The 18,266-nt window shown below is 72.4% G+C and carries 14 protein-coding genes; 4 read left to right on the top strand and 10 right to left on the bottom strand.

Annotation, left to right across the window (positions count from 1 at the left end):
- Positions 1–38: 38 nt before the first annotated feature.
- Positions 39–836 (bottom strand): SGNH/GDSL hydrolase family protein, encoded by a 798-nt coding sequence (locus KBX46_RS22180; protein ID WP_088949327.1) that lies wholly within the window; start codon positions 834–836, stop codon positions 39–41.
- Positions 837–1,019: 183 nt separating this feature from the next.
- Between KBX46_RS22180 and KBX46_RS22175 the strand changes: the two genes are divergently transcribed.
- Complete coding sequence (locus KBX46_RS22175) at positions 1,020–2,570, top strand: M1 family metallopeptidase (protein WP_247667951.1); 1,551 nt, start codon at positions 1,020–1,022, stop codon at positions 2,568–2,570.
- 288 nt (positions 2,571–2,858) lie between these two features.
- Here the strand turns inward: KBX46_RS22175 and KBX46_RS22170 are convergent, their stop codons facing one another.
- The 3 genes from KBX46_RS22170 to gltB all read right to left on the bottom strand — a co-directional run bounded on the left by KBX46_RS22170 (position 2,859) and on the right by gltB (position 9,709).
- Positions 2,859–3,374 (bottom strand): hypothetical protein, encoded by a 516-nt coding sequence (locus tag KBX46_RS22170; protein ID WP_210793907.1) that lies wholly within the window; start codon positions 3,372–3,374, stop codon positions 2,859–2,861.
- A gap of 160 nt (positions 3,375–3,534) precedes the next feature.
- Positions 3,535–5,070 carry a glutamate synthase subunit beta gene (locus KBX46_RS22165; RefSeq protein ID WP_210793906.1) on the bottom strand — a complete coding sequence of 512 codons (1,536 nt, stop codon included), beginning with the start codon at positions 5,068–5,070 and terminating at the stop codon, positions 3,535–3,537.
- The gene (gene gltB, locus KBX46_RS22160) at positions 5,063–9,709 is read right to left on the bottom strand and encodes a glutamate synthase large subunit (protein WP_210793951.1); all 4,647 of its coding nucleotides are present in this window, start codon (positions 9,707–9,709) and stop codon (positions 5,063–5,065) included. The genes KBX46_RS22165 and gltB overlap by 8 nt, the downstream gene beginning before the upstream one ends.
- A gap of 203 nt (positions 9,710–9,912) precedes the next feature.
- Between gltB and KBX46_RS22155 the strand changes: the two genes are divergently transcribed.
- Positions 9,913–10,758, top strand: coding sequence for a GNAT family N-acetyltransferase (locus KBX46_RS22155; RefSeq protein ID WP_210793905.1), 846 nt, complete (start codon positions 9,913–9,915; stop codon positions 10,756–10,758).
- Positions 10,759–10,768: 10 nt separating this feature from the next.
- On the opposite strand, the gene KBX46_RS22150 is transcribed toward KBX46_RS22155, so the two are convergent.
- Together KBX46_RS22150 and lgt are read right to left on the bottom strand one after the other, a co-directional pair.
- Positions 10,769–11,956, bottom strand: coding sequence for an NAD(P)/FAD-dependent oxidoreductase (locus KBX46_RS22150; protein WP_210793904.1), 1,188 nt, complete (start codon positions 11,954–11,956; stop codon positions 10,769–10,771).
- Between the two features lie 15 nt (positions 11,957–11,971).
- Entirely contained in the window at positions 11,972–13,174 is a 1,203-nt protein-coding gene (gene lgt / locus KBX46_RS22145) for a prolipoprotein diacylglyceryl transferase (protein WP_210793903.1), read from the bottom strand.
- Positions 13,175–13,276: 102 nt separating this feature from the next.
- On the opposite strand from lgt, the gene KBX46_RS22140 reads away from it, so the two are divergent.
- A complete protein-coding gene (locus KBX46_RS22140) occupies positions 13,277–13,855 on the top strand; it encodes an NUDIX hydrolase (RefSeq protein WP_210793902.1) in 579 nt (192 codons plus the stop codon).
- A 110-nt stretch (positions 13,856–13,965) separates the two neighbouring features.
- Here the strand turns inward: KBX46_RS22140 and trpA are convergent, their stop codons facing one another.
- From trpA to trpC, 3 genes are read right to left on the bottom strand one after another with little or no spacing between them, the layout of a single operon-like run.
- Positions 13,966–14,769: a tryptophan synthase subunit alpha gene (gene trpA, locus KBX46_RS22135; protein ID WP_088949334.1), complete on the bottom strand. Its 804-nt coding sequence runs from the start codon at positions 14,767–14,769 to the stop codon at positions 13,966–13,968.
- 1 nt (position 14,770) lies between these two features.
- Positions 14,771–16,009 carry a tryptophan synthase subunit beta gene (gene trpB, locus KBX46_RS22130; protein ID WP_210793901.1) on the bottom strand — a complete coding sequence of 413 codons (1,239 nt, stop codon included), beginning with the start codon at positions 16,007–16,009 and terminating at the stop codon, positions 14,771–14,773.
- 35 nt (positions 16,010–16,044) lie between these two features.
- A complete protein-coding gene (trpC, locus tag KBX46_RS22125) occupies positions 16,045–16,848 on the bottom strand; it encodes an indole-3-glycerol phosphate synthase TrpC (RefSeq protein ID WP_172862221.1) in 804 nt (267 codons plus the stop codon).
- Positions 16,849–17,332: 484 nt separating this feature from the next.
- Between trpC and KBX46_RS22120 the strand changes: the two genes are divergently transcribed.
- The gene (locus tag KBX46_RS22120; RefSeq protein WP_088951908.1) at positions 17,333–17,602 is read left to right on the top strand and encodes a hypothetical protein; all 270 of its coding nucleotides are present in this window, start codon (positions 17,333–17,335) and stop codon (positions 17,600–17,602) included.
- Positions 17,603–17,630: 28 nt separating this feature from the next.
- Here the strand turns inward: KBX46_RS22120 and KBX46_RS22115 are convergent, their stop codons facing one another.
- Positions 17,631–18,230 (bottom strand): Trp biosynthesis-associated membrane protein, encoded by a 600-nt coding sequence (locus tag KBX46_RS22115; RefSeq protein WP_210793900.1) that lies wholly within the window; start codon positions 18,228–18,230, stop codon positions 17,631–17,633.
- Between the last annotated feature and the right edge of the window lie 36 nt (positions 18,231–18,266).

Below are 18,266 nucleotides of genomic sequence, written 5' to 3'. Positions count from 1 at the left end.
CCGGCCGATGGGTTCTGGCGGTGCGGTGCCGTTTCGCTCTAGCCGGTGACAGCGTTCAGCGCGGGCAGGTATCCGTAGCGGTAGCCGTCGGCGTCCGGGTGGTACGCCTCGATGATCCCGGAGATGTCGTTGATCCACGGGTCGCCGGCGCAGACGCCGTGCCCGGCGAAGGTGCGTCGGGTGTCGGCAAAGGTGGCGCCGGCCGCGCTGGCCCGGCCAGCCGTGACCGAGGCGAGCACGTCGGCGGCCTCGTTGAGGATGGTGCGCTTGTAGGTGCTCATCGCCAACCATCCGCAGGAGGTCGTCTCGAACAGCCGCGGATAGCCGAGGACGATCAGCCGGGCGTTGGGTGCCCGGTTGCGGATGGCGGTGTAGGTGGCGTCCAGCCGGGCGGGCAGGGTCGTGGTGGCGAAGGTCTTCGCGGTGTTGACGGCGTTGGTGCAGGACGAGGTGCTGCCGAACCGGCAACTGGTGATGACGTTGACGAAGCCGGCGTCGTTGCCGCCGATGGTGATGGTGACCAGGGTGGTGCTGGCGCTGAGCGCGCTGACCTGGTCGTTGAGCACGTCGGCGGTGACCGCACCGCCACAGGCCCGGAAGTTGAAGCTGGTCACGCCGTGGGCGGCCGCCCAGAGCGGGGCGTACGACTTCTGGCTGCGCAGGCAGCCGGACGAGTCGTACGGGCCGGCGCCGACGCCGGAGGAGTACGAGTCGCCGAGCGCGACGTAGTTGACGGCGGCGGCCTGCGCGGTGCCGGGAACGAGCACGGCGCCGAGGGCGGCGGCGCAGAGGGCGACCAGTGCGGCCAGGGCGCGGGCGAGTGGACGGTGGGGCATGACGGACCTCCACAGAACAGGGGGTGGTGGGATCCTGCGACCGCGCGCGTGGCCAGGTTGGGTCTTTTGTTACTAGCCGGTAATGCTATCGAAACATCTCCATCAATGGAATAGGTGGACGACGCCGCGCGGCGGGTCTGCGACGTTCACTTCTGTCGATTAGGTTGACGTGGCGAACACCCGATGGAGGGAGTCCACCTCGTGCGACGTGCACTCACGGCGGCCACCGCCGCCCTGACCCTCACCACCGCCGGCACCATGCTCGCCGGCACCCCCGGCCAGGCCGCCCCGACGGGCTGGGGTCGGCCGATCGTCACCGCCGCGCCGCAACCCGGTGCGGCCGGCCTGGGCGACACCTACTTCCCCGACTACGGCAACGGCGGCTACGACGTCGAGCACTACGACGTCCGGCTGCGCTACGACCCGGCCACCGACCTGCTCACCGGCACCACCACCATCCTCGCCACCGCCACCCAGGACCTGTCGGCGTTCAATCTCGACTTCCTGCTCGACGTCGAGTCGGTGCGGGTCAACGGTTGGGCGGCGACCACCAGCACCGCGGGCGCACACGAGCTGGTGGTCACCCCGGCCCGCACGGTGACCCGGGGTCAGCAGCTCACCATCGTGGTGCGCTACAACGGCATCCCGTCGGAAACCCTGGTCGGCGGCTACACCGGCTGGACGCGCACCGACGACGGCGCCCTCGCCGTCAACGAGCCCGAGTCGGCCTGGTGGTGGTTCCCGAGCAACGACCACCCCCTGGACAAGGCCACCTTCGACATCTCGGTCTCGGTGCCCACCGGCGTCGAGGTGATCAGCAACGGCGTGCAGCCGAGACCACCGGTGGCCGAGGCCGGCAACCGCACCCGGTGGATCTGGCGGACCACCTCACCCACCGCCACCTACCTGGCCTTCATGGCCATCGGCCAGTACGACATCGTCACCGACACCACGCCGGGCGGCCAGCCGGTGGTCAACGCATACAGCACCTCGCTGGGCGCGCTCGGGCCGGCCGCGAGGGCCAGCATCGAGCGGACCGCCGAGATCGTCGACTGGGAGAGCGGGATCTTCGGGCCGTACCCGTTCGAGGCGCAGGGTGGCGTGGCCGGGCCGATCGACGGCATCGGCTTCGCACTGGAGACCCAGACCCGACCGGTGTACGGGCCGGGCTTCTGGCGGCGCGGCGCCAACACGTACGTGGTGGCGCACGAGAACGCCCACCAGTGGTTCGGTGACTCGGTCTCGGTGGCCGAGTGGCGCAACATCTGGCTCAACGAGGGCTTCGCCTCGTACGCCGAGTGGCTCTGGTCGGAGGAGCAGGGTGAGGGCACCGCGCAGGAGGTGTTCGACTTCACCTACGCCAGCTACCCGGCTGACGACGAGTTCTGGCAGGTGCTGCCCGGTGACCCCGGTGCCGCCCGGGTCTTCGACAACGCCGTCTACGACCGCGGCGCGATGACGTTGCACCAGTTGCGGCTGGCCGTCGGCGACGACGCGTTCTTCGAGATCCTGCCGGCCTGGACCAGCGAGCACCGATACGGCAACGGCACCATCGAGCAGTTCCAGGCACTGGCGGAACGGATCTCCGGGCTGGACCTGGACGACCTGTTCGCCACCTGGCTGTTCACCGCCGGCCGGCCCGACGTGGCCACCGCCGCACGCAAGGCGGCCCCACCGACGGAGCCGAAGTCCTGGGCCAAGATCCGCGAGTCGCACCACCTGCTGTCGCACTAGGCATCCGGTGTGGACTGGAAGGGCCCGCCGTCCTGCGGCGGGCCCTTCCGGCGTCTCGGTGTCTCGGTATCCCGGCGTCTCGGTGTCCCGGGGTTCCGGTGTCCTCACGGTGCACGGACCGACGGCCGGCCACTTCGGTGCTTGCCTGTCGAGCTGCCCCAGGAATGGGGCGATGACCGCGGCCCATATCTGGGGCAGCTCTACAGGGACCGTCAAGGATGCTGTTGCTCTCCCGCAGGTCGTCCCCGGCCGACTTCACCACCCGGCCGAGGGTCTGGAGAAGCCCGGTCACGCAGTCGCTGGCACGCCTGTCGCCGCGGCCGTGCTCGCTTCCACGGCACGGATGTGCCGGTAGGCGAACCAGAGCGGAGGGAACGCCCCAACCGCGAAGGACAGGTCGATGAGCGTCCAGAACCAGGGGATGTCCCGGACCGGCCCGCAGATCAGCGCCAGCGGCACGATTCCCGCGCAGGCGATCATGCCGACCTGCACGACCCACACGTTGCGCACCGGGTCCCGCAGCGGCCCCCAGAACGCCACCGCCAGCACCAGATGGGCGAACGCCAGCCAGTCGGTGCCGTAGAGCAGGAACGGGTAGTCCTCACCGGCCGTCACGAGGCCGGCGTGCACCCGCTCGATCCAGGCGACCAGGGCGGGCAGTTGGTCGGAGAGCGGGTCCAGTGCGCGCAGCAGCCAGCGCACCTCGATCTCCAGCGGAAATGCGGTGGCACCGCTCAGGAAGAGCCCGATCAGCACGACCCACAGCCACCGACGGGTCCGTCGTAGCCGCTCCTCGATGTCCATGATCGCAGCGTAACGATGATCTTCGTTTCGTCCTGTCCCGTGCGCGGGCCATCGGGGGGTGACCGCTGTCTCAGCGACGCGCCGCCCGACGGTGAGGTCCGGCCGGTGGGCAGGGACTGCCGCACCGACCGGACCTCCGTGGACCGCCGGTGACGCCCGGTCAGCGAGCGGCGAGGGCCTGCGCGGCCGGGCCGACCGGGGCCGGCAACGCACCGACACCACCGAGGTGCTCGTGGATGGCGGCAGCCGCCGCACGCCCCTCGGCGATGGCCCAGACGATCAGCGAGGCACCCCGGTGCATGTCACCGGCCACGAACACCCCGTCGGCGTCGGTCTGCCAGTCGTCGCGGGCGTCGACCGCGCCCCGGGGATTACGGGTCACACCGAACTGGGCCAGCAACGGCTGCTGCTCGGTGCCCTCGAAGCCGATCGCCAACAGCACCAGATCTGCCAGCAGCTCCCGCTCGGAACCCGGCACCACGGTCACGACCCGTCGACCGTCGCGCTTCTCCACTGTCACCTCAGCGATCCGCACCGCCCGCACCTGTCCGGTGCCGTCGTCCACGAACTCCTGCACCGCAACGGCGAAGACCCGCTCGCCACCCTCCTCGTGCGCCGGGTAGCTGCGCAGGATCCACGGCCACGTCGGCCACGGGTCCCGTGCCTCGTCGCGCTCCTGGGGCGGCTGCGGGTACAGGTCGAGCTGGTGCACGCCCGCGGCGCCCTGCCGGTGCGCGACGCCGAGGCAGTCAGCCGCGGTGTCACCACCACCGATGATCACCACGTGCTTGCCGGCCGCGTCGATCGGGCTGCCGTCCGGCAGCAGCGCACGCGCCGGCCGGGCCTCACCCGTGGCCGCGACGCCAGGCTGGTCGGTGGCCGCGGTGGCGACCGCGCGATTCGCCGCGACCAGGTGCGCCATCGCCTGGTGTACGCCCCGAAGCGCCCGCCCCGGGGTCTCCGGAGTGTCCCGCCCCTGCAACGCGCCGCAGGCAAGCAGCACCGCGTCGTGTTCGGCGCGCAACTGCTCGGCGGTGACGTCCACCCCGACGTTCACGCCGGTGCGGAAGCGCACCCCCTCGGCGACGAGCTGGGCCAGGCGGGCATCGATGTGCCGCTTCTCCAACTTGAAGTCGGGAATGCCGTACCGGAGCAGGCCGCCGATCGCGTCGTCACGCTCGTACACCGTCACCGCGTGACCGGCGCGGGCCAGTTGCTGGGCGGCGGCGAGGCCGGCGGGCCCGGAGCCGACGACGGCGACCGACCGACCGGACGGCGCCGGCACCGCGCGAGGGGTGAAACCGCGTGCCGCGGCGGCGTTGGCGATCTCCACCTCGACCTGCTTGATGGTCACCGGCTGGCCGCCGGAGATGCCGAGGACGCAGGCCGCCTCGCAGGGCGCCGGGCAGAGCCGGCCGGTGAACTCCGGGAAGTTGTTGGTGGCGTGCAGCGACTCGACTGCGGCGTCCCAGTTGCCGGTCCGCACCAGGTCGTTCCAGTCCGGGATGCGGTTGCCCAGCGGGCAGCCGTCGTGGCAGAACGGGATGCCGCAGTCCATGCATCGGGTGGCCTGCTCGCGGACCAGTTCCTCGCCGGCCGGTGGGTACACCTCGCGCCAGTCGCTGATCCGCACCGGCACCGGGCGGCGGGCCGGCAGTCGCCGGTCGTAGCGCAGGAAACCGTTCGGGTCAGGCACGAGCCACCTCCTGGGCAGCCACCCGCGGGGCGGGCGGCACCGGCGCGGCGGACGGCGCGCTGAGTGCGCTCATCACCGCGTCGTCGACGTTGCGGCCGGCGGCTTCGGCGGCCTTCATGATCTCCAGCACCCGGCGGTAGTCGCGGGGCACCACGGCGGTGAACTCGGCCACCGCCTCCGGCCAGCGCTTGAGCAGCTCCTCGGCGACCGCCGACCCGGTCTCGGCCACATGCCGCTGGACCAGCTCGTGCAGCAACGACTGCTCCTGCTCGCCCAGTTGCGCCAGGTCGACCAGCTCCGTGTTGACCCGTGCGCGGTCCAGGTGGTGCACGAACGCCGTGCCGCCGGACATGCCGGCCGCGAAGTTACGACCGGTCGCGCCGAGCACCACGACGGTGCCGCCGGTCATGTACTCGCAGCCGTGGTCGCCAACCCCCTCGACCACGGCGACCGCACCGGAGTTGCGCACCGCGAACCGCTCCCCCACCCGGCCACGCAGGAAGACCTCACCCGCCGTCGCCCCGTACAGGATGGTGTTGCCGGCGATGATCTGATCCTCGGCCCGCTGCCCCGGCTCGGCGTCCGGGTCGAGGAACGGCGCCGCGGCATCCGGACGGACGATGATCCGCCCACCGGAGAGGCCCTTGGCCACGTAGTCGTTGGCGTCGCCGTGCAGCCGCAGGGTCACCCCACGCGGCAGGAACGCGCCGAACGACTGCCCGGCCGTGCCGTGCAGCACGAACTCGATGGTGTCGTCCGGAAGGCCGGCACCGCCGAAGCGGCGCGTCACCTCACCGCCGAGCATCGCGCCGACGCTGCGGTGCTCGTTGCGGACCGCCACCTCGACACGTACCGGCGCACCGGCGGACAGGGCGGGCTGCGCGAGCGCGATCAGCTCGTTGTCCAGGGAGAGCTCCAGGCCGTGATCCTGTGCGCGAATCCCCCGTCGGGCCGCGCCGGCGGGCAGCTCCGGCAGGTGCAGGACGGGCGCCAGGTCCAACCCGTGCGCCTTCCAGTGCGTCAGCGCCGGGGCCACGTCGAGCAGCTCGGACTGCCCGATCGCCTCCTCGATGGACCGGAAACCCAGCTCGGCCAGGTATCCCCGGACCTCCTCGGCGAGGAAGAGGAAGAAGTTCTCCACGAACTCCGGCGTGCCGGTGAAGCGCTCGCGCAGCACCGGGTTCTGCGTGGCGATGCCGACCGGGCAGGTGTCCAGGTGGCAGACCCGCATCATCACGCAACCGGCGACGATCAGCGGCGCGGTCGCGAAGCCGAACTCCTCCGCGCCGAGCAGCGCCGCGATCAGCACGTCGCGGCCGGTCTTGAGCTGACCGTCGACCTGCACGGTGACCCGGTCGCGCAGCTTGTTGAGCAGGAGCGTCTGTTGGGCCTCGGCAAGGCCCAGCTCCCACGGGGTGCCCGCGTGCTTGAGCGAGTTCATCGGGGAGGCGCCAGTGCCCCCGTCGTGGCCGGAGATCAGGATGACGTCGGCCTTGAGCTTTGCCACCCCGGCGGCGACGGTGCCGACGCCGACCTCGCTGACCAGCTTGACGTGCACCCGCGCGGTCGGGTTGACGCACTTCAGGTCGTGCACGAGCTGGGCGAGGTCCTCAATGGAGTAGATGTCGTGGTGCGGCGGCGGGGAGATCAGACCGACGCCCGGAGTCGCGTGCCGGGTACGGGCGATCCACGGCCAGACCTTGTTGCCGGGCAGTTGACCGCCCTCGCCCGGCTTGGCGCCCTGGGCCATCTTGATCTGGAGGTCGTCCGCGTTGACCAGATATTCGCTGGTCACACCGAACCGGCCGCTGGCGATCTGCTTGACCGCCGAACGGCGGGCCGGGTCGTGCAGGCGATCGACGTCCTCGCCGCCCTCACCGGTGTTGGACTTGCCGCCGAGACGGTTCATCGCGATGGCGAGCGTCTCGTGCGCCTCCGCGGAGATCGACCCGTACGACATGGCGCCGGTGGCGAACCGCTTGACGATCTCGCTGGCCGGCTCGACCTCGTCGATCGGCACCGCCGGGCGGAGCCCGGTGCGCAGGGTGAACAGTCCACGCAGCGACCCGGCCTGCGCGGCGAGCGCGTCGACCTTCGCGGTGTACTCCCGGAAGACGTCGTACTGCCGGCTGCGGGTGGCGTGCTGCAACAGGAAGACCGTCTCCGGGTTGAACAGGTGCAGCTCACCCTCGCGGCGCCACTGGTATTCGCCACCGACCTCCAACCGGTCGGAGGCGGCGGAACCCGCCGGGGGCCAGGCCAGCGCGTGCCGGGCGGCCACCTCGGCATGCACGCCCGCGAGGTTCACCCCGCCGATCCGGCTGGGGGTGCCCCGGAAGTAGCGCTCGACCAGCCGGGTGTCCAGGCCGACCGCCTCGAAGACCTGCGCCCCGCAGTACGAGGAGACCGTCGAGATGCCCATCTTCGACATGATCTTCAGGACGCCCTTGCCGAGCGCCTTGGCGTAGTTGCGGACCGCAGCTGCCGGCTCGACGCCGGCCAGGGCGCCGGTGGTGATCATGTCCTCGACGGACTCGAACGCCAGGTACGGGTTGACCGCCGCGGCGCCGTAGCCGATCAGGACCGCCGCGTGGTGCACCTCCCGGCAGTCGCCGGACTCCACGATCAACGCCGCCTGGGTGCGGGTCTGCTCCCGCACCAGGTGCTGGTGCACGGCGGCGGTGAGCAGCAGCGACGGGATCGGCGCGAGGTCGGCGTTGGAGTCCCGGTCGGAGAGCACCAGGATGCGGACGCCGTCCTCGATGGCCTCGGAGACGTGCCGGCAGATCTCGGTCAGCCGCGCCTTGATCCCGGCCGCGCCCTCCCGGATGCGGTACAGCCCGGACACCCGGACCGCCTTGAAGCCGGGCAGGTCGCCGTCCTCGTCGATGGAGAGGATCTTCGCCAGCTCGTCGTTGTCGATGATCGGGTGCGGCAGCACGATCTGGCGGCAGCTCGCCGCGCCCGGGTCGAGCAGGTTGCCCTCCGGCCCGATCGTCGACGCCAGACTGGTCACCAGCTCCTCGCGGATGGCGTCCAGTGGCGGGTTGGTGACCTGGGCGAAGAGCTGGTGGAAGTAGTCGTAGAGCAGCCGCGGCCGGGTCGACAACGGCGAGATCGGGGTGTCCGTGCCCATCGAACCGAGCGGCTCGGCGCCGGTGCGGGCCATCGGCCCGAGCAGGATCTTCAGCTCCTCCTCGGTGTAACCGAAGGTCTGCTGCCGGCGGCGCACCGAGTCGTGGGTGTAGACGGTGTGCTCGCGGGGCGGCAGGTCGCCCAGCTCGATCAGCCCGGCGTGCAGCCACTCGCCGTACGGCTGGGCGGCGGCCAACTCGGACTTGATCTCCTCGTCGTGCACGATGCGACCCGCGACGGTGTCGACCAGGAACATCTTGCCCGGCTGGAGTCGCCCCTTCGCGACCACGTGGGCCGGGTCGAGGTCGAGCACGCCCGCCTCGGAACCGAGCACCACGAGCCCGTCGTCGGTCTGCCACCAGCGCCCCGGACGCAACCCGTTGCGGTCCAGGACCGCGCCGACGATCTCTCCATCGGTGAAGGCCACCGACGCGGGACCGTCCCACGGCTCCATCAGGCTCGCGTGGAAGCGGTAGAAGGCGCGCTTGGCCGGCTCCATGCCGGGGTCGTTCTCCCACGCCTCGGGGATCATCATGAGCACCGCGTGCGGCAGGCTCCGTCCGGCCAGGTGCAGCAGCTCAAGGACCTCGTCGAAGTTCGCCGAGTCGGAGGCGCCGGGCGTGCACACCGGGAAGACCCGCCGGATGTTGCCCGGCACGTTCGGCGAGCGCAGCAGCGCCTCGCGGGCCTGCATCCAGTTGCGGTTGCCACGGATCGTGTTGATCTCGCCGTTGTGGGCGATGAACCGGTACGGGTGCGCCAACGGCCAGGACGGGAAGGTGTTCGTGGAGAAGCGGGAGTGCACCAGCGCGATCGCGCTGTCGATCCGCTCGTCGCGCAGGTCCGGGTAGAAGGCCGGCAACTGGTCGGGCGTCAGCATTCCCTTGTAGACCATGGTGCGGCTGGACAGCGACGGGAAGTATGCCGGCACGCCCCGCTCGGCGGTCTCCCGCTCGGCCTGTTTGCGCAGGCTGAACGCCACCCGGTCCAGGTCGATGCCGCGCAGCGGTGAACCGGCGGGCCCCTCTGGCGAGTCGGTGAGCCGGCGTGCGGCCAGGAAGAGCTGCCGGACCCGGGGCATCGCCGCCAGGGCCGTCTCACCAAGCTCACTCGGGTCGATCGGCACGTCCCGCCAGCCGAGCAGGTCGGCTCCCTCGACCAGTGCGTACTTTTCGATCACCCGCCGGGCACGCGCCTCGGCGGCGTCGTCGTCGGGGAGGAAGACCAGCCCGGTGGCGTACTCGCCCGCCGGGGGAAGCGCGACGTCCGCCACCGCGCGCAGGAAGGTGTCGGGGACCTGGATCATGATGCCGGCGCCGTCGCCGGTGTTCGGCTCGGCACCGCGAGCGCCGCGATGGTCCAGTCGACAGAGGGCACCGAGCCCGTTGGCGACGACCGCGTGCGAACGCCGGCCGTGCAGGTCCGCCACGAAGGCCACCCCGCAGGCGTCGTGCTCCTGCGCCGGGTCGTAGAGGCCCTGCGCGGGCGGGCGGGAGCCGGGCATCGGGGACGCCTGCGGGCTGTGCGGATACGGCTGAATCTTGTCCGCGTACGGCTGAGCCACCGGGCCTCCTGTCGTCACTCAGGTTGGATCATGGTGGGGACGACGTCGGCCCGGGGTCTATTGAGTCTACGTTAGGGCCGGGGTCGCAGGGCCACCTGAGATTGATCACACCGTCCACAGGCTGGGACGTGTAGTCTCGCGCGGTGGATCAGCTACACAAGGGCGTCTTCGACCGGTTGGAACGCTTCTACGACGCGGTGCCCCGCGACGTCGCCGGTGCGGAGGAGCACGGCGGGTTGGTGCTGTTCGTCCGCGATGGCGCCGGCTGGCCGTTCTACGCCCGCCCCCGGATCGACGCCACCGAGCCGCCGTCGCTGGCCGACGTGACCTCGGTCCGCGAGCGGCAGCGGAAGCTGGGCCTGCCGGAAGCCTTCGAGTGGGTGCACGAGACGAGCCCCGAGCTGCTGGCGGTGGCCCGCTCGGCGGGGCTGCACGTGCTGGAGGCGCCGCTGATGGTGCTCGACCCCGCCGCGCTGCCCGACCCGGCGACGCTGTCCGACGTGGCGGTGCGGGTGCTGGCCGCCGACTCCCCCGGCTTCGCCGCCGATGTCGCGGCGCGGCGTGCGGTGGCAGCGGTGTCATTCGCCGCCGCCGGCACCGCGCCCGGCGAGGCCGGCCCGGCCGAGCGGGACGCCGCCGTCACCGAACTCGAACTGGCCGCGCTCGACGAGGAGCGTTCCCGGATCGCCGACGGTCGACGGATTTCCGCGCTGGCCGGCACGCCCACCGACGGTGCGCTGGCCAGCGGCATGGCCATGCGCGTCGGCGACGTCGCCGAGATCGCCGGGGTGGCCACCCTGCCCGCCGCCCGCCGCCGCGGGCTGGGCGCCGCGCTCACCGCGACCCTGGCCCGGGAGCTCGTCGCCGCCGGCACCGACCTGGTCTTCCTCTCCGCTGGCAGCAACGAGATCGCCCGGGTCTACCTGCGGGTCGGCTTCCGCCGCATCGGCACCGCCTGCATCGCCGAACCGGTCGCCCTGATCCCCTGACCGGGGTGGGTCAGGTTGGAGGGCGCCACTGGGCCGCGGAGGCAGCGGCGCTGGAGAGCAGTCGCGAGTTGATCGTGCCCAGCGCGGCGTCCCGGGCTCGCAACGCCAACCGGCCCCGAGCCTGGAGCACCGCCGACATCCGTCGGGTCTGCCGGACCACTGTCGCGGCCCGCGGGCGGCGAATCCGGTCGTACGCCTGAACGGCGTCGGGCAGCCGGGCTTCCCGCAGCAGAGAGGCCAGGGTGGCGGCGTCCTCGAACGCGAGGCAGGCGCCCTGCCCGAGGTGCGGCGGCATGGCGTGCGCCGCGTCGCCGAGCAGCACGACGCCGCCCGGCCCGGACGGAAAGCCGTACGCGCGGGGCAGCGGTCGCAGCTCGCGGACCTCCTGCTGGACCAGGTCGGCCGGGTCGGTGGCGTCGAGCAGTGCCCCGATCGGGTCGGGCCAGCCCGCGTACCAGCGGCGCAACAGGGCGAGCTGGGTCTCCGGTGGTTCCGGGCGGGGTGCGCCGGCGGCGGTGGCCACCCAGTAGATGCCGCCCCGGGTGGACCCGCCGGACGAGCCGCGCTCGCCCAGCGACGCGGCCACGAACCGGTAGCCGGCGCCCAGGATCTCGCCGGCGAGTGGCTGGTCGTCGGGTAGCCGAGGGGCCTGGTACCAGGGAATGACGGCCCGCCAGGCGGCGCAGCCCGAGCTGACCACCCGGGATTCGGGGGCGAGTTGGCGGCGGATGCCGCTGTCCGTGCCGTCGGCGGCGACCACCAGGTCGACCTCGATGGTCTGCCGTCCGTCGCTGACCGCCGGTCGCTCACCGGGCTCGACCCGGACGTGGCGCACTGTCACACCGGTCCGCAGCTCGACCCGCTCACCGAGGCCGGCGATCAGCGCGTCGTGCAGGTCCTCGCGGTGCACCACCACCGGCATCCGGTCGGCGGGAATGGGCCGGGGCTGCACGAGCCAGTGCCCGTCGGGGCGACGGACCCCACCGTCGGGCAGCGGCGTGGCGATGGCAGCCAGGCCCGCGCCGAGACCGAGGGCCTGCAGCGCGCGGACGCCGTTGGGCCAGAGCACCACGGCGGTCGGCTCGGGACGGACCCGTTCGGCGCGCTCCAGCAGGGTCACCTGCCAGCCGGAGCGGGCCAGCGCGCCGGCCACCGCGAGGCCACCGACCCCTGCGCCGACCACCACCGCGCTTCGCATCGGTGCCGCCCCCGCTCAGCTGTCCCGGTCGGCGGGCCGTGCGCCAGTGGCGTCGGCCCGGTCGGTACGGGTGGCCGACGGGTCGTCCGCCGGGTCCTCGTCGGCCGACGTGGTGTCGACGGTTGCCTCGTCGACACGCGACTCGTCACCCAGCGGCTCGGCGCCACCGGGCCGGACGTCCTCGTCGGCGGTCGGCTCGGGCGGCACGACGCCGGTGTCCTGCCAGGCGGCGTACTGCTCCTCGCTGACCACCCGGTAGCCCTCCGGGGCCGCGGCCTGCGCGGGGGTCTCCCGCTCGGAGAGGTCCACCTGGGACAGGTCGGACGTGGGGGGCGTGGTCGGCGTCGCCGCCGCGCCGAGCGGGATCAGGAATTCCTGGGGGCCGCGCACCCGGACGAAGTAGATCAACCCGCCGAGGAAGACCAGCGCGGCGGTCCAGACGTTGAGCCGTACGCCGAGGATCTGGTTGGCCTCGTCGGTGCGCATCAGCTCGATCCAGAAGCGGCCGGCGGTGTAGCCCATCACGTAGAGCGCGAACGCCCGGCCCCGGCCCAGCTTGAGCCGGCGGTCGAGGAGGAGGACCAACGCGACCACGCCGAGGTTCCACAGCGCCTCATAGAGGAAGGTCGGCTGGTAGAGGCCCGGTTCGAGGATCGGCTGCCCGGCGTCGTCGCGCAGCGCGTGCCCCGGATTGTCCGGGTCCATCCGGTGGATCTCCAGACCCCACGGCAGGGTGGTCCGGCCACCGAACAGCTCGTTGTTGAACCAGTTGCCGAGCCGGCCGACCGCCTGGGCCAGCGGCAGCCCGGGTGCCAACGCGTCGGCCACCACCCCGAACGGGATGCCGAGCTGTCGGGCCGCGATGAAGGCGCCGAGCGCGCCACCGGCGACGGCGCCCCAGATGCCGAGACCGCCCTCCCAGATGGCGAATGCCTTCATCGGCTCACCACCGGCGCCGAAGTATTTCTCCGGTGAGGTGATCACGTGGTAGATGCGGGCGCCGATGATGCCCGCCGGCACCGCCCAGACGGCGATGTCGAGCACGGCACCGGGCGCGACGCCGCGCTGCCGCAGCCGGCGCTCCGTCACCCAGCAGGCCAGCACGATGCCGGCGATGATGCAGAGCGCGTAGGCCCGGATCGGCACCGGCCCGAGCTGCCAGACCGCGGTGCTGGGGCTGGGCAGGGCCGCCTGGGGGGACAGCGAGGCGAGGGTCACGGGTGCACACGCTACCGCTGCACACCCCCGCAGCGGCACCCCGGGCCGCTGGAGTGCGCATCCCGGTGACTTCTGGTTTGCACCCCCGTACGCTCTTTGTCCATGAGCGCGCTCACCTGGGCGGTCGCCGCGGTCGTCAGTGACGACACCGGCCGGGTGCTGCTCTGCCGGCAGGGCCGGGGGGAGCGCCGATACGCGCTGCCCGGCGGGCGGCTACGCCCGGCCGAGAGCCCGGTGCAGGCAGCCCTGCGGGACATCCGCGCGGAGACCGGCTGGGAGATCGAGCTGGTCGACCTGGTCGGCGTCTACCACCTAGGCGGCCCCACCGGGCGGACGTCCCCCGGGCGCGCCGGGCCACTGCCGGACGTCCTCGTGCACGTGTTCCGGGCCCGCGCCGCCAGGGTCCAACCCGCCGCCGACCCGCCGCCGGGCTGCCGGTTGTCCTGGCACTCCCCCGACGCGCTGCCCGAGTCGGTCACGCCGCTCACCCACGCCGCCGTCACCGATGCTCGCGCCGGCCGCTCCGGCGTGCTCCGCGACGCTTCGTGGGCACCGCCCGAGCCCATTGGAGAGCCGGTGAACGGGTCTGACGGGCACGGGGTCGTGGCGCAGCCGCCGGAACAACGTGGTGAGACGGCGGCGGACGGCCCACTTCGCCCCGGACCGCGCCGACACGACTGAGCGGCCCGACGCCGACCGGACGGGCAACACCCGTTCGAGCGTGATGCCGGTGAGTCATCACGATGACTCACCGGCATCACACGCCAAAGACAGACAGGCCCGCCGCGCCGTCAGCGGGTGGGGTTGCGGACGCCTTCCGCGAGTTCGGCACTGAGGGTACGCAGGGCGGCCAGCCCCTCCGCCTCGCTGGGCGCGTCGAGCACGCACCGGACCAGGGCACTGCCGACGATCACCCCGTCGGCGTACCCGGCGACGGTGCCGGCCTGCACACCGGTGCCCACGCCCAGACCGACACCGACCGGCAGGTCGGTGACCGCCCGGACCCGGGAGACCAGCGTCGGCGCGGCGTCGGACGTGCTCGCCCGGGCACCGGTCACCCCCATCACCGCTGTCGCGTAGACGAAACCGCGGCAGTGCTCCACCGTCATCGCCAGCCGGGCGTCGGTGGACGACGGCGACACCAGGAACGTGCGGTCCAGCCCGTGCGCGTCCGAGGCGGCCAGCCACTCGTCGGCCTCGTCGGGAATGAGGTCAGGGGTGATCAGCCCGGTGCCACCGGCGGAGGCGAGATCACGGGCGAACACGTCCACGCCGTACCGCTCGACCGGGTTCCAGTAGGTCATGGTGACCACCGGAGCGCCGGTGGCCGCCACCGCCTCGATGATGCGCATGGTGTCCGCGGTGCGTACGCCACCGGCCAGGGCGATGTCACTGGCCTTCTGGATCACCGGCCCGTCCATCACCGGGTCGGAGTAGGGGATCTCCACCTCGATGACGTCGACGCCGGCCTCGACCATGGCGGTCATCGCGGCGATGCTGCCCTCGACGGTCGGGAAACCAGCCGGCATGCAGCCGACCAGCAGTGCCCGCCCGTCGGCGCGGGCCTTGTCGAAGGCCACCCCGATCCGGCTCATCTCACCGCTCCTTGTCGAGGATGCCGAAGTAGTCACCGGCGGTGTGCACGTCCTTGTCGCCCCGCCCGGAGAGGTTCACCACGATGGTGGGCTCGCGGCCCAGCTCGGCGGCGAGCTTCGGGGCCAGCGTGAGGGTGCCGGCGAGCGCGTGCGCGCTCTCGATCGCCGGGATGATCCCCTCGGTGCGGCAGAGCAGCTCGAACGCGGCCATCGCCTCGTCGTCGGTGACCGGCAGGTAGGTCGCCCGGCCGGTGTCGTGCAACCAGGCGTGCTCGGGCCCGACGCCCGGGTAGTCCAGGCCGGCGGAGATCGAGTGCGACTCCAGCGTCTGCCCGTCGGCGTCCTGCAACACGTAGGTGCGGGCACCGTGCAGCACGCCGGCCGACCCGCCGGTGATGCTGGCCGCGTGCCGACTGGTGGCCACGCCGTCACCGCCGGCCTCGAAGCCGTACAGCCGCACGTCCGTGTCACCGACGAAGGCGTGGAAGATGCCCAACGCGTTGGACCCGCCACCGACGCAGGCGGTGACCGCGTCCGGCAGCGCGCCGGTGAGGTCGAGGCACTGCTGGCGGGCCTCGTCGCCGATGCCCCGGACGAAGTCGCGGACCATCGCCGGGAACGGGTGCGGGCCGGCGGCGGTGCCGATCAGGTAGTGCGTCTCGTCGACGTTGGCCACCCAGTCGCGCATCGCCTCGTTCATCGCGTCCTTGAGCGTGCGCGAGCCGTTGGTGACCGGGACGACGGTGGCGCCGAGCATCCGCATCCGGGCCACGTTGAGGGCCTGCCGCTCGGTGTCGACCTCGCCCATGTAGACCACGCACTCGAGGTCGAACAGGGCGGCGGCGGTCGCGGTGGCCACGCCGTGCTGCCCGGCACCGGTCTCGGCGATCACCCGCGTCTTGCCCATCCGCTTGGTGAGCAGCGCCTGGCCGAGCACGTTGCGCACCTTGTGCGCGCCGGTGTGGTTGAGGTCCTCCCGCTTGAGCAGCACCCGTGCGCCGACCTTCGCGGAAAACCGCCGGGCCTCGTAGAGCAGCGACGGGGTGCCGGCATAATCACGCAGCAACGCGGCGAACTCGGCCCGGAAGGACTCGTCCGCCATCGCCGTGCGCCACGCCCCGTCGAGCTCGTCCAGCGCGGCCACCAGGGCCTCGGGAACGAACCGACCGCCGAAGCGGCCGAAGTGGCCGGCGGAGTCGGGCTGCGAGCCGGCCACCGGGGCCAGCGCGTCGGCGCTCATCGGAAAATCCTCTCGGTGGGGCGTCCGGTGCGAGGTCAGCGCACCGGCCTGGGCGTTGCCGGGTGGTTGCCCGCGTTGACCAGTTCGGCGACGGCCTCGCGAGGGCTCTTCTGGGTGACCAGGCCCTCGCCCACGAGCACCGCGTCGGCGCCCGCCGAGGCGTACCGGATCAGGTCGTGCGGGCCACGGACGCCGGACTCGGCGATCTTGACGACACTGCTGGGCAGGCCGGGCGCGATCCGCTCGAACACGGACCGGTCGACCTCCAGGGTACGCAGGTCACGGGCGTTGACCCCGATCACCTGCGCGCCGGCCTCCAGAGCGCGGTCGGCCTCTTCCTCGTCGTGCACCTCGACCAGCGCGGTCATGCCCAGCGACTCGATGCGCTCCAGCAGACCCATCAGCACGTTCTGTTCGAGCGCAGCGACGATCAGCAGAACCAGGTCGGCGCCGTGCGCGCGCGCCTCGTGCACCTGATAACTGGAGACCACGAAGTCCTTACGAAGCACCGGAACCGTGACCGCGGCCCGGACGGCCGCCAGGTCGTCCAGTGAGCCACCGAACCAGCGCCCCTCGGTCAGCACGCTGATCGCCCGAGCCCCACCGGCCGCGTAGTCGACGGCGAGGTCGGCCGGATCGGCGATCTCGGCCAGCCGGCCCTTGGACGGCGACGAACGCTTCACCTCGGCGATCACGGCGACGCCGGGCTTGCGCAGCGCCGCGTACGCGTCCAGCGGCGGCGGCGCAGCCGCTGCCAGTTCACGGATCCGCTCCAGCGGAACCTGCTCCTGGCGTCGGGCGACGTCCTCACGTACGCCAGCCAGAATCTCGTCGAGCACGCTTACGGACGCTGCCTGACCGGCGTCGTCCCCCTCCGCGTGCGCATGCTCAGCAGTCACCAACGGACTCCCCTCTCCGGGCGTCATGGGCCGATGCTAGGGGCAGCCGACCTACGCCGGACGCCGGGGGTATGGCGCTGCTCACGAAAAGGGCTGCGGCATAATGGCCGACTTGCCGTGAACGGTGTGTCACGCAGCGCCACCTCCGGTATCGACCGCCGTCACGGGTACGGGGCCTGGCGGCCACGGTCGAACCGAGCCGATCCATCGATCATGCCACCAGTTGGCGGACGGCGCTCGGCGACAGCGACGCCGGTCGATGTTGTGAGCAAGCTCAAGGTTTGACAGGGGGCCCTGGTCAGGGCCAGGGCGGGACAGTTGACCGGGCGTTCACGGCGGCGAAACGTCAACCGGCGAGCATCGACCTCGGGCAGACTCAATGGCGCGCCTGCCCCGACCGTCGCAACTCCTGTGCGAGGTGACCATGAGCATTTCCGAGCCGCAGCCGACCATCGGCCTGACCACCATCTCGCGCACTGTGGCGTCGCTCGCCGTCGGCGTGGTGCACAGCGTGGAGCGGGCCGTGGTGGGCGAAGGACGGATGCGGACCGCCCGCGGCAACGCCTGGGAGGCCGTCTGCGCCGACCGGGCCCGCGCCGATCAGCGTGCCGAGCTGAACCGCCTGGTAGCCGAACTGACCGCCGCCCGCGCCGCCGGTCGCCGAGCCCAGCGGGAGCACCAGCCGGTCGGCTGACCCCCGCCGACCGAACCCGGCCGTCGGGTCAGTCGGCCGTCGGGTCCTCGCCCCGGTCCAGGGCGTCCCACGCCTCGGTGGTCCGCCGCCCCGCCAGCGGAGCCGGCGGACCCTCCGAACCAGCCGGCACCGACGTGGTCGCAGGGGCCGAACGCACCGGCCGCTCATACCGGGCGCCCATCGCCGGCCAACCGCCACCACGCCACGCCGTCCACCACCCGCCGACGGCAACCAGCAGACCGCCGAGCAGGCAGAGCGCCGGCCACTGCCGGCTCACCGAACCGCCGATGTCGGCGACCAGCCCGTACCCGCCGCCAGCCGCCACGGCCAGCCCCAGCGCGCCGAGCAGCCCACCGAGCACCTGCCGCAGTCGACCCCGGGTGGCCAGCACCGCTCCACCACCCGCCAACGCCACCAGCGCCAACGCCGGCAGCCAGGGCAGCAGCCCGCCGCCGCTGCGGGTGTCCCGCACCGGCGGCAGCGGCGCCGGGCGCACCGTCAGCTCCACCGACCAGCTCCGCGTCGCCGCCCACAACGCCAGGCCCGCGCCGGCCAGACAGAGCAACACCGCGTACGTCAACTCGCGCCGACCCACGGCGGACCGCTCCTCGGCACTCACCGACCCCACCTTCCGTTCGCGACTGCGGGGCTCCGCTGCGCTGCA

This window comes from Micromonospora sp. C81, from assembly GCF_018070425.1.
In the GTDB taxonomy this organism is placed as follows: Bacteria; Actinomycetota; Actinomycetes; order Mycobacteriales; family Micromonosporaceae; genus Micromonospora; species Micromonospora zamorensis.
This window is presented reverse-complemented; position numbering and strand designations above follow the sequence as displayed.